The sequence below is a fragment of the Pseudomonas sp. Sample_24 genome (genome assembly GCF_004307605.1).
Classification (GTDB): Bacteria; Pseudomonadota; Gammaproteobacteria; order Pseudomonadales; family Pseudomonadaceae; genus Aquipseudomonas.
In genome coordinates this window covers 1-10,277 of sequence record NZ_RCNW01000520.1, presented here as the reverse complement: position 1 = coordinate 10,277, position 10,277 = coordinate 1, and the positions used below count along the sequence as shown (strand labels likewise).

At 58.0% G+C, this 10,277-nt stretch carries 11 protein-coding genes; 5 read left to right on the top strand and 6 right to left on the bottom strand.

The features are described 5' to 3' along the window. Positions 1-196 precede the first annotated feature (196 nt). Positions 197-511, bottom strand: a complete 315-nt coding sequence (rplU, locus tag D8V06_RS29625; RefSeq protein ID WP_003176051.1) for a 50S ribosomal protein L21 — start codon at positions 509-511, stop codon at positions 197-199. Between the two features lie 240 nt (positions 512-751). Here rplU and D8V06_RS29620 point away from each other — a divergent pair, with 240 nt between their 5' ends. From D8V06_RS29620 to D8V06_RS29605, 3 genes are all read left to right on the top strand, one after another. Next, the gene (locus D8V06_RS29620; protein WP_130932365.1) at positions 752-1,720 is read left to right on the top strand and encodes a polyprenyl synthetase family protein; all 969 of its coding nucleotides are present in this window, start codon (positions 752-754) and stop codon (positions 1,718-1,720) included. A 170-nt stretch (positions 1,721-1,890) separates the two neighbouring features. Next, positions 1,891-2,232, top strand: a complete 342-nt coding sequence (locus D8V06_RS29610; protein WP_028624609.1) for a zinc ribbon domain-containing protein YjdM — start codon at positions 1,891-1,893, stop codon at positions 2,230-2,232. A gap of 206 nt (positions 2,233-2,438) precedes the next feature. Then, complete coding sequence (locus D8V06_RS29605) at positions 2,439-2,696, top strand: hypothetical protein (RefSeq protein WP_130907851.1); 258 nt, start codon at positions 2,439-2,441, stop codon at positions 2,694-2,696. 112 nt (positions 2,697-2,808) lie between these two features. Here the strand turns inward: D8V06_RS29605 and D8V06_RS29600 are convergent, their stop codons facing one another. The 3 genes from D8V06_RS29600 to D8V06_RS29590 form a co-directional block, all read right to left on the bottom strand. After that, positions 2,809-3,426, bottom strand: coding sequence for an FKBP-type peptidyl-prolyl cis-trans isomerase (locus D8V06_RS29600; protein ID WP_056855672.1), 618 nt, complete (start codon positions 3,424-3,426; stop codon positions 2,809-2,811). Between the two features lie 121 nt (positions 3,427-3,547). Beyond that, positions 3,548-3,856, bottom strand: coding sequence for a DUF6482 family protein (locus D8V06_RS29595; RefSeq protein ID WP_056855673.1), 309 nt, complete (start codon positions 3,854-3,856; stop codon positions 3,548-3,550). Positions 3,857-3,993: 137 nt separating this feature from the next. Next, positions 3,994-4,482, bottom strand: coding sequence for a TIGR00645 family protein (locus D8V06_RS29590; RefSeq protein ID WP_007970904.1), 489 nt, complete (start codon positions 4,480-4,482; stop codon positions 3,994-3,996). Positions 4,483-4,651: 169 nt separating this feature from the next. Here D8V06_RS29590 and D8V06_RS29585 point away from each other — a divergent pair, with 169 nt between their 5' ends. Beyond that, positions 4,652-6,481 carry a hypothetical protein gene (locus D8V06_RS29585; protein ID WP_130932363.1) on the top strand — a complete coding sequence of 610 codons (1,830 nt, stop codon included), beginning with the start codon at positions 4,652-4,654 and terminating at the stop codon, positions 6,479-6,481. A 6-nt stretch (positions 6,482-6,487) separates the two neighbouring features. Here the strand turns inward: D8V06_RS29585 and D8V06_RS29580 are convergent, their stop codons facing one another. Together D8V06_RS29580 and D8V06_RS29575 are read right to left on the bottom strand one after the other, a co-directional pair. Then, entirely contained in the window at positions 6,488-6,829 is a 342-nt protein-coding gene (locus D8V06_RS29580; protein ID WP_056855675.1) for a hypothetical protein, read from the bottom strand. A 321-nt stretch (positions 6,830-7,150) separates the two neighbouring features. Then, positions 7,151-9,589 carry an ATP-binding protein gene (locus D8V06_RS29575; protein WP_056855676.1) on the bottom strand — a complete coding sequence of 813 codons (2,439 nt, stop codon included), beginning with the start codon at positions 9,587-9,589 and terminating at the stop codon, positions 7,151-7,153. 278 nt (positions 9,590-9,867) lie between these two features. Here D8V06_RS29575 and D8V06_RS29570 point away from each other — a divergent pair. Beyond that, a partial coding sequence (locus tag D8V06_RS29570; protein WP_130932362.1) for a DUF3015 domain-containing protein occupies positions 9,868-10,277 on the top strand: 410 nt, incomplete at its 3' end.

Below are 10,277 nucleotides of genomic sequence, written 5' to 3'. Positions count from 1 at the left end.
CCCATGCCAACGCCGTAGCCAGCGTGGAATTGGGTGCCGCGCTGACGCACGATGATGTTGCCTGCTTTGATAGCCTGGCCGCCATACATCTTCACGCCAAGGCGTTTGGCTTCTGAGTCGCGACCGTTACGGGTACTACCACCAGCTTTTTTGTGTGCCATGAGTTCAATTCTCCTAGTGAGGAATTAGGCTGAAATTAAGCCTGAATACCGGTGATTTTGATCTCGGTGTACCACTGGCGGTGGCCCATACGCTTCATGTGGTGCTTACGACGACGGAACTTGATGATGCGGACTTTATCGTGACGACCTTGGGAGATCACTTCAGCCACAACGGTAGCGCCAGCAACAACTGGAGCACCGATATTCACGTCGTCACCGTTGGCAACCAACAGAACGCGATCAAAGGTAACGGATTCGCCGGTAGCGATTTCCAGTTTTTCGATCTTCAGGTATTCACCTGGGGCGACTTTGTACTGCTTGCCGCCAGTAACGATTACTGCATAAGACATGGTATTTCTCCGATAATCCTGCTCACCCAGCTCTTTATAAGAAGAGGTATTGGCTGGCATGGCTGCATGGGGCTGGAAGGCCCGCTTGCAATTGCGTAAGGCAGGTGCTGCCCAGGAAGTTCAGGGTGCGCGATTGTACGCAAGGCACGAGCGCCTTGCAATAGGCCGTCCATCGCGCCTTGACAGGCCCGGACGTGGGTCCTAGCATGCCGCGCAACCCTTCTGGAGCGACTGTCGCTGATGCAACCCCAAGCTTTCTACCGCGCGGTGGCGGACGATTTTAGCGCCGTCGACGGCATCATCAAGAAGCAGCTGACTTCCCGAGTGCCGCTGGTATCGAAAATCGGCGATTACATTACCTCGGCCGGCGGCAAGCGCCTGCGTCCTTTATTGGTGCTGCTGTCTGGCAAGGCCCTGGGACGTGAAGGCGATGACCTGCGACTGCTGGCCGCCACCATCGAATTCCTGCACACCGCTACCTTGCTGCATGACGACGTGGTCGATATGTCCGGCATGCGCCGAGGCCGCTCGACCGCCAACGCCATGTGGGGCAATGCACCCAGCGTACTGGTTGGCGACTTCCTGTATTCGCGTTCATTCGAAATGATGGTCGAACTGGGCTCCATGCCCGTGATGAAGATCCTTTCGCAAGCCACGCGCATCATCGCCGAAGGCGAAGTGTTGCAGCTGTCGAAGGTTCGTGACGCCAGCACCACCGAAGAAACCTACATGGAAGTCATCCGCGGCAAAACCGCGATGCTCTTCGAAGCCTCGACCCACAGCGCCGCCGCCCTGGCCGGCGCAACGCCCGAGCAGAGCGAAGCACTGCGCATGTTCGGCGATCACCTGGGCGTGGCTTTCCAACTGGTCGACGACCTGCTCGACTATAAAGGCGATGCCGAAACCCTGGGCAAGAACGTCGGTGACGATCTGGCCGAAGGCAAGCCGACCCTGCCGCTGATCTACACCATGCGCGAAGGCACGCCGGAACAGGCCGCCCTGGTGCGCAAGGCGATCCAGAAAGGCGGCATCGAAGACCTGGAGAGCATCCGCGTAGCCGTGGAAGCCTCGGGCTCGCTGGAATACACCGCACAACTGGCTCGCGATTATGTGGCCCGAGCGATCAAATGCCTCGAAGTGCTGCCAGCCAGCGAATATCGCGATGCATTGGTTGAATTGAGCGAGTTTGCGGTCGCACGCACCCATTGATACACCCCTTGTAGGAGCCGGCTTGCTGGCGATCGCATCACCACGGTGTTCCCTGACACACCGAGGCGAATGTATCGCCAGCAAGCCGGCTCCTACAGGTCCCCGCCCTCTCCTGCCTAAAACCCTATACAATGTGCGCTTTTTAGCGATCCTGAATCCAAGGAGCCTTAGTGAGCACGTTGCCACCCTGCCCGAAATGCAATTCCGAATACACCTATGAAGACGGCGCCCAGCTGATCTGCCCTGAGTGCGCCCACGAATGGTCCGCCACCGGCGAAGCCGAAGCGGCATCCGATGACGCGGTGAAAAAGGATTCGGTCGGCAACGTCCTGCAGGACGGCGACACCATTACCGTGATCAAGGACCTCAAGGTCAAAGGCACGTCCCTGGTGGTCAAGGTCGGCACCAAGGTCAAGAACATCCGCCTGTGCGATGGCGATCACGACATCGACTGCAAGATCGACGGCATCGGCCCGATGAAACTCAAATCCGAGTTCGTCAGAAAAGTCTGATATTGCTGTATTCCATCCCGCGCCAAGCGTGGGATGGTGCTTCGCCCTCTCCCGTCCCGCCCAGCAATTTCACGCAATAGCCAAAGGCCAGCCGTTTTGACCTTACGCAATCTTTACCCGGAAAAAAGCGCAAACCTCTAATCGATCCTTGCTATTTATTGAATAGGAATTATTCTCATTGAAACCATCAATGGAGATGAGAACCCATGACTTATTTGATCGATGCCTGGCTGGATCGCCCGCACCCTTACCTCAGGATCCTTCATCGGGAAACCGGGGAAGTCTGTGCCGTACTGGAAGAGGAAGCGTTGAACGAACTTCAGGATCAGGGTGACCTGGACCTCAACGGCTTGAGCTCAATCGAGCCTGTGGTGCTCAAGGAAGTGGTGCGCAACCTGTTTCTGTTCTGCTATGCCCGAGCATTGCGCCCGACAAATGAGCTGCATCACAAGATAGAAGTATGAGCCATACAAAATCTGTAGGAGCCGGCTTGCTGGCGATGCGGCCACCACGGTCCAGGCTGGAAACCGTGGGGATGCAATCGCCAGCAAGCCGGCTCCTACAGGCAGGGCAGTCTTACAGAACGTCGAGCAGTTCGACGTCGAACACCAGAACGCTGTGCGGCGGAATGCTGCCAACGCCTTGAGCGCCGTAAGCCAGTTCGCTCGGCACGTACAGGCGCCATTTGCTGCCGGCATTCATCAGTTGCAGGGCTTCGGTCCAGCCAGCGATCACGCCGCCAACCGGGAATTCTGCAGGCTGGCCACGCTCGTAGGAGCTGTCGAACACGGTGCCGTCGATCAGGGTGCCGTGGTAGTGAGTACGCACGGTGTCTTCACGGGATGGCTTGGCGCCTTCACCGGCAGTCAGTACTTCGAACTGCAGGCCGGAAGCCAGGGTGGTGATGCCGTCACGCTTGGCGTTTTCAGCCAGGAAGGCCAGGCCTTCGCCAGCGGCTGCTTCAGCCTTGGCTGCTGCTTCGGCTTGCATGATTTCGCGAATCACCTTGAAGCTCGCGGACATTTCTTCCTGGCCGACACGGCTAGGCAGACCGGCAAACGCGTCGGTCAGGCCGGCCAGGATCGCGTCCAGGCTGACGCCCGGTGGCGGGTTGTCGCGCAGTTGGTCGCCCAACTGACGGCCGATACCGTAGCTGACGCGTGTTTCGTCGGTGGACAGATTTACTTCGGACATGACACTGCTCCGCTGTGCGGACGGCCCGGGAACTTGCCGTGCGTGCACAGCGCGTCCCGGAGCGCCCGGAACCAAAAGGGCCAGCAGACTAGCACAGTTGCCATAGCGTTGATCAGGGGCATCAGCCCTGATGCGGTGAACGCTGCTCGATCGGCACTTTCAGACTTTCTTCAATGCCACCCAGCCCACACATCTCGTCATGCACCAGAGTGTGCACCAGATTGAAGTTCAGCTTGGGAAAGGAGCGCAGCACATCACGGGCGTGCTCCACTGATCGCAGGTGCATCATGTGGCCGTGGGTATCGCTCAACGGATACGCCGCGCCATGCATCCGTGCCTCCAGCAAATAGATGCCTCCCTCCAGCGAGATCAGGTTCAGCTCATCGACCTTCCCGGCGACGGCATAAGCATTCAACTCTTGCAGGTTCATGAAACACACCTCACGCATTGGCGAACCAAGACATCTACAGGCATATGCCTCGGCACCTCAAAGCACAAGCCAAAAACGACGCCGCCCGTCTGTTTCTGCAACAGACGGGCGGCGGCACAGCGATCAGCAACAGGTGATCAGTGCTTGGTCACTTTATCCAGGTAACCCATGGCGAACGCTGACACGACGAAGGTCATATGGATGATCACGTACCACTGCAAATGCTCGGGATCGACATTTTTGGCGTCCATGAAGATGCGCAGCAGGTGGATGGACGAAATGGCCACGATGGAGGCGGCCACTTTCATCTTCAGCGACGAAGAGTCCATGGTACCCAGCCAGTTGAGCTTTTCCTTGCTGTCGTCGATGTCCAGTTGCGAGACGAAGTTTTCGTAACCGGAAATCATCACCATCACCAGCAAACCGCCCACCAGCGCCATGTCGATCAACGACAGCAGAACCAGAATCAGGTCCGATTCGGCCATCGAAAATACATTGGGTATGACGTGGAAGACTTCCTGGAAAAATTTAAGCGCCAGCGCCAACAACCCAAGGGACAAGCCAAAGTAGATCGGCGCCAGCAACCAGCGGGATGCGTACATTGCGTTTTCGATAAAGCGTTCCATTGAATCTCACAGGTGGTCTGAAAATGGACGCGAGTATAACAGCCACCTGCCCTTCCTCAGAAGCGGCCATAAACCACCGGGAATCTGCCACCTGCGCGGTGTGTGGCAACGTTTTCTGCTAGTGTCCAGATCATTGATATTGCCGTGATATCGGACAGGAAGACTGGAAATGGATGTGCGATTACCCCTGACGAGTGCCGGAATCTGCCTGGCCGTGCTGCTGAGCGGCTGTTCGCCCAGCGAAGAGAAACGCCAGGTGAGCCTCGAGGAAAAGACTGCGCAGTTCGAAAAATCGCTGGATGCGATCGAGGATCCGAAACTCAAGGATGCCGTGGCCGAGCTCGGCGGTTCGCTGCTGTTGCTTGAACGGGCGCAACTCAAGCTCGACAGCAAACCATTGGAAACCGAGTACGGCGAAGACGTCCTCGCCGTGCTAAAGCACTACCCCACGCCACAAGCGCTGGTCGATACCTACATCAACGGCCTGTTCGTACTGCATAAAGATTCCAGTTCAGATTACCTGACCGACCTGCAGCCGGTATTCCCCTTCAATTTCAGTATTCCGGCGGCCTTCATTTTCCCTCATGGGCTGCAATGGCAGTCGGTGACCCTGAGCAATAAACGGGTGATAGCCTTTCAGCCGGAATGGTCGGAAACCGATCCCGGCATTCAGTTGAGTCCGTCGAGTTCAAACCTGACCAACCCTGATGACCTGACGGTGGCCTATCCCTTCATCGACGGGCTCGACGTCGACATCAAGAATCAGCCTCAGCCGGTCAGCCTGCAAGGCACGGTGGAGGTCATCGCACCTCGCCGGCTCTATAGCTTCGACCTGACGAAAAAGGACGAGAGCCAGACCCGCACCAATGACAACCTGAGCGTCACCTTGATCAAGCTGGGCACCAACTATGCCGAAGTCGAGTTCAGCAACAGTGCGCCACAAGCCCCCGAGATCGGGGAAACCCCGCTGAACCCATTGATCGTCCAGGCTCGGGACGCCACCGGGCAATTTCTCTCACGCTCTGGCTCAATCAACGAAACCGCTACAAAAATCGCCTTCTACCAAAAGCAGCTGGCGAAGATGCAGCAACAAAAGGTCTGGAGCGAGGCGCTGGAAAAACAACTCGATGATGAGCAACGCAACTTCGAGAAACAACAAACCCACCGTTATTCAAAAGTGTATTTCAACGGTCCCATCGAAACCCTCGAAGTCAGCCTGCTGGACTTCTCGAGCGCCACGGTGACCCGCAAGGACTTGAACCTGCCGGTACGCCGTTTCGACCGCAGCACCACGGACAAGGCCATCCAACCGCTGAACCTGCCGGTGGTGGTATATGACGACCAGGCCTCGACATGGCTCAAGGGGGCAACGCTGACTGAGGAACAACTGAAAAAAGGCGTGAGCATCAGCCAATCGGTCGAAGACCCCAGCGCCGCGCGAATCGAATTCAATCACTTGAGAAGCTTCAATGACGAGTTGCTGGGGTCGTCATTCAACCCCGGTGAAAGCCCGGTCAGTTTCTTCACCGAGGACAGCCGTGGCAAACGGGATGAACCCATTGAATTGCCACCGCAGGCCTATCAGGTCGACCCATTACGCGGCAGCATCACCTACGATCTGAACCTGTTCCCGGAAACACCGGCTTATGTGGTGGGCTCCATACCGTTGTTTCTTGCGACCATCGACAAAAAGACCTTCGATGCCCATCAATTGCCCAAGGGGCTGGAGTTCAAAGGCAACACGCTAGTGGTGGATCTCAAGAAATTTCCCGAACAGGACTGGCGCTTTTTCACCAAGGATGAGAGCGGCAATTACCTCAAGGAAATTCTAGCGGTCAATCATCTCGCGAGCGCAGAAGGGCCGGCGCTGTTTGCCGTGCATTACTTCTATGGGCAGCCCACACGCCTGGAGACCTATCAACGAACTGACCTCGCCACCGTGCCCTACGGTTTCGAGGTCAGACTCGACAAGGCCGACTTGAGCAAACTGCCCGAATAGCAGAAGTCAGTGTTCGGGACGAAATTCGAAGCCACCCACGTTACGGCAGCGGCCGCCATTGATTTCCCGCAGCTGGGCTTGCAGATGCAGGCACCAGATTTGCGGATCATCGGCCAGCTCATAGCCGTGCAGTGTCAGGCTTTCAACAATGGTGTCGAGGATGGTTTCAGCCGCAAAGGGGCCATGGAACGGGCCTTGGGCTTTGATGGCTGAAGGTTGCTCGCCAGCCATTCCGGCGGCGAAGAGCAAGGTCCACATCCCCGTATCCCCGGCCAGCGGCTTGATGGCGCATTCGATACGGGTCACGAGACCCAGGCATTGACGAGTGAGGCAGAGGTTGCGCGACATGGCGGCGACCCTCGGTCGATCCGGTATTCAGCCCTCATGGGAAAGGCTGTTTCGATCCAGTGATTACTGTCCTTGTCCTTGAGCAGAGAATAGAAGAAAAGAACGAGTTGCAGACCAATCGACACCAGAAGGCGCCGAATGGTCATAGTGTGAATATTGACGCCAGAGTGATGGCGTTTTTTTGTTGAATACACCGTGTAAAAATGCAGAAGCGAGCCTGCTCGCGATGGCGGTGTGCCAAACAACATAATGCTGAATGTCAGTCCGCTTTCGCGAGCAGGCTCGCTCCTACAGTGGATCGGTGCGAAGTTCAGGCTTGCATCAAGCCGGTTTGGCCTCCACCAACGCCTCGATCGCCATTTCCTTCTCGGCTTCCTTCAGGTCGTCCTCGTTGATCATCTCCGCGATGACCCGCAAGCGCTCCACCACCCGCGCATTGACGCTGCCTTCAGGGAATTCGCCATTCTCGTCCGGCTCACCCGCAGGCTCACCCACCAGCAGGCTCAACGCCTCATCGGCCTGGCGTACCGCATAAACGTGGAATTGCCCGGCGCGCACCGCCGCCAGCACTTTTTCATCCAGCATCAGCGTGGCGACGTTGGCCTGGGGAATGATCGCCCCCTGCTCGCCCGTCAACCCGCGGGCTTCGCACAGACGGAAGAAGCCTTCGATCTTCTCGTTGACCCCTCCCACTGCCTGTACTTCACCGAACTGGTTGATCGAACCGGTAATCGCAAAGCACTGCTTGAGCGGAGTTTTCGACAAGGCCGAAATCAGTGTGCATGCCTCACCGAGTGAAGCGCTGTCGCCATCCACATAACCGTAGGACTGCTCAAGGGCGATACTGGCGGAAATGGCCAACGGGAATTCCTGGGCGTAACGGCTGCCCAGGTATCCGGTGAGGATCATCACGCCTTTGGAGTGAATGGGCTGGCCGAGGTTGACCTCGCGCTCGATGTCGACGATGCCGCTGCCCCCCGGGTACACCGTGGCGGAAATCCGCGCCGGCACGCCGAAGGCCGAATCGCCGACCTCCAGCACCGTCAAGCCGTTGCACTTGCCGACAGCCGCGCCATCGGTATCGATCAGGATGATCCCCGCCAGCATGTCATCGAGAATCCGCGCCGACACGCGCCCGGTGCGGGTAGCCTTGGCTTTGAGCGCACGTTCGATGTGCCCGGCGTCGGTCATTTCATCGCCGGCCAGATGGCGAATGAAATCCGCCTCGCTGACCAATTGGAACAAATCACCGATACGCGCCGACAAGCGCCCTTGATGCTCGGCCAGACGCGCACTGTAGGTCGCCAGGCGCGCCACCGCATCGGCGGTCAGCGGCGCCATGCCTTCCTCGGAAGTGCGGGTTTTGAGCAACTGGGCGAACTGTTCCAGGCTCTCGTCGACCATCGGGATGTCTTCGTCGAAGTCCACCAGCACGCGGAACATTTCCTGGAAGTCCGGATCGAGGTCCTGCAGCGTGTAATACAGCGAACGGGCACCAATGATGACGACTTTGACCTGCAAAGGAATGTGCTGCGGGTTCAGCGTGACAGTGGCGAAACGGCCCATCTCGCCCAGCGGCGATTCCATTTTCAGCTTGCGCGATTGCAGGGCTCGCTTCAGCGCATCCCACACGAAAGGCTCGCTGAGCATTTTTTCCGCTTCGAGAATCAGGAAACCGCCATTGGCGCGATGCAGTGCACCCGGGCGTAATTGCCGATAGGTGGTGTACAGCGCGCCCTGATCGGTGCTGTATTCAATGCGGCCGAACAGGTTTTCGTAGGTCGGGTGCGGTTCAAACACCACGGGCGCGCCGCCACTGGCCGAATGGCCGACCACCAGGCTCGGTGCGTATTGTTCCTCGAGCAATTTGCGGGCGACGGCGTCGGTCTTGCTGTCGTCTACCAATTGCTCGACCACGGTCTTGAGCAGATACACCTGCATCGCTTGCAAATACCCGCACACGGCGGCGTTCTCGGCGTACTTCTCCGACAACGGCGACAGCAGCGGCTGCAGGGCCAGGGTGATGGTTTCTTCGTTGAGGTGGCGCAGTTGATTGCTCGATTCACGCTTCCATTGCGGCAGGCTGGCGAGCTCTTCGTTCAAGCGCTCCTCCAAAGCCGAGATGTCGTCGTGGAATCGATCGCGTTCGGCTTCCGGCAACTGCGCGAACTCCGCTTCGTCCAACGCCTTGCCTTCGCTCATCGGTGTGAAGGCGATGTTGCTGGCATCGCGGTACAGCGCGACTTCCTTTTCCAGGGCCAGGCGCTCGATCACGTCCAGCGCCTTGTCATAGCGCTGGTTGAAGGCGCGGTCGATGGCGCTTTTTTTCTGCTGGTAGGACGGGTGTTCGAACACCGCTGGAAAAGTCGCCAGCAGGTTATCGATCAAGCCGTTGATATCCCCCATGAAGGCACCGGCGGTGCCCGACGGCAGTTCCAGGGCACGCGGCTCGCGCGGCTCATCGAAATTATTGACGTAGACCCAGTCCGCCGGGGTCTGCAGGCGCTTGCCTTCGGCTTTCAGGTAGCGTTTGACGAAGGAGAACCGGCCGGTGCCGGGCTCGCCCATGACGAACACGTTGTAACCGGGGCGTGGCATGGCCACACCGAACTGCAAGGCTTCGACCGCACGTTCCTGGCCAAGCACACCGCGAAAGGGCTCCAGATCATTGGTGGTAGAGAAGCTGAACTGTTCAGCGGAAAACGGACGGGTCAGCGCTTCGGGCGCTAGACGCAAGCTGGCAGCAACAGGATCAGGCATCGGGCTTCCTTACATCAGGCGGGGCAGATAGCGGCATTCTGGCGCTGCCTGTGCCTGACTGGCAAGGAGCGCCTGCGGCCAAAGCATAGACAAGTCGCTGCGCCCCGATGAGCTTGCGTCAAATCACTGTTTTCAACGAATGTTTTGCAAAAAATCACGGAACTGCGCGATCGTGCCTAAACTCCAAACTGCGCGGCTGGACTTATAACCGGCCCAACTGACGTCGGAACGCCGTCAGACCCCTTGTCCATTGGTATGCACATAAAGAGAACAAAGCTATGAAACGGATTCTTCTCGGTACTCTCTTCACCGCTGTATCCATCAACGCCATGGCTCAGGCGCCAGGCGGCCCGGATTGCGGTTGGGGCAACATGCTGTTCGAAGGTCAGCGTGGCACCCCGGCTCACTTCCTGGCATCCACCACCAACGGCACTTCCGGCAACGCAACCTTCGGTATGACTTCCGGTACCAACGGTTGCTCCACCAACGCGTCGCTGACCTATGGCGGCAAATCCTGGTTTGCCATGAATGGCATGATGAACGAGCTGTCCGAAGACATGGCCAAGGGTCAGGGCGAAGCGCTGACTACTTACGCCGTGGTACTGGGCGTGGCGCCGGAAGACCGTGCGCACTTCGCCGCCGTCACTCACCAGCACTTCCAGCAGATCTTCAGCAAGGCTGACGTGAC

Coding starts and splice junctions, on each gene's coding strand:
- D8V06_RS29585 (WP_130932363.1), top strand. CDS start 4,652: ATGGATGTGCGATTACCCCTGACGAGTGCCGGAATCTGCCTGGCCGTG.
- rplU (WP_003176051.1), bottom strand. CDS start 511: ATGTCTTATGCAGTAATCGTTACTGGCGGCAAGCAGTACAAAGTCGCC.
- D8V06_RS29575 (WP_056855676.1), bottom strand. CDS start 9,589: ATGCCTGATCCTGTTGCTGCCAGCTTGCGTCTAGCGCCCGAAGCGCTG.
- D8V06_RS29600 (WP_056855672.1), bottom strand. CDS start 3,426: ATGTCCGAAGTAAATCTGTCCACCGACGAAACACGCGTCAGCTACGGT.
- D8V06_RS29590 (WP_007970904.1), bottom strand. CDS start 4,482: ATGGAACGCTTTATCGAAAACGCAATGTACGCATCCCGCTGGTTGCTG.
- D8V06_RS29595 (WP_056855673.1), bottom strand. CDS start 3,856: ATGAACCTGCAAGAGTTGAATGCTTATGCCGTCGCCGGGAAGGTCGAT.
- D8V06_RS29605 (WP_130907851.1), top strand. CDS start 2,439: ATGACTTATTTGATCGATGCCTGGCTGGATCGCCCGCACCCTTACCTC.
- D8V06_RS29620 (WP_130932365.1), top strand. CDS start 752: ATGCAACCCCAAGCTTTCTACCGCGCGGTGGCGGACGATTTTAGCGCC.
- D8V06_RS29580 (WP_056855675.1), bottom strand. CDS start 6,829: ATGTCGCGCAACCTCTGCCTCACTCGTCAATGCCTGGGTCTCGTGACC.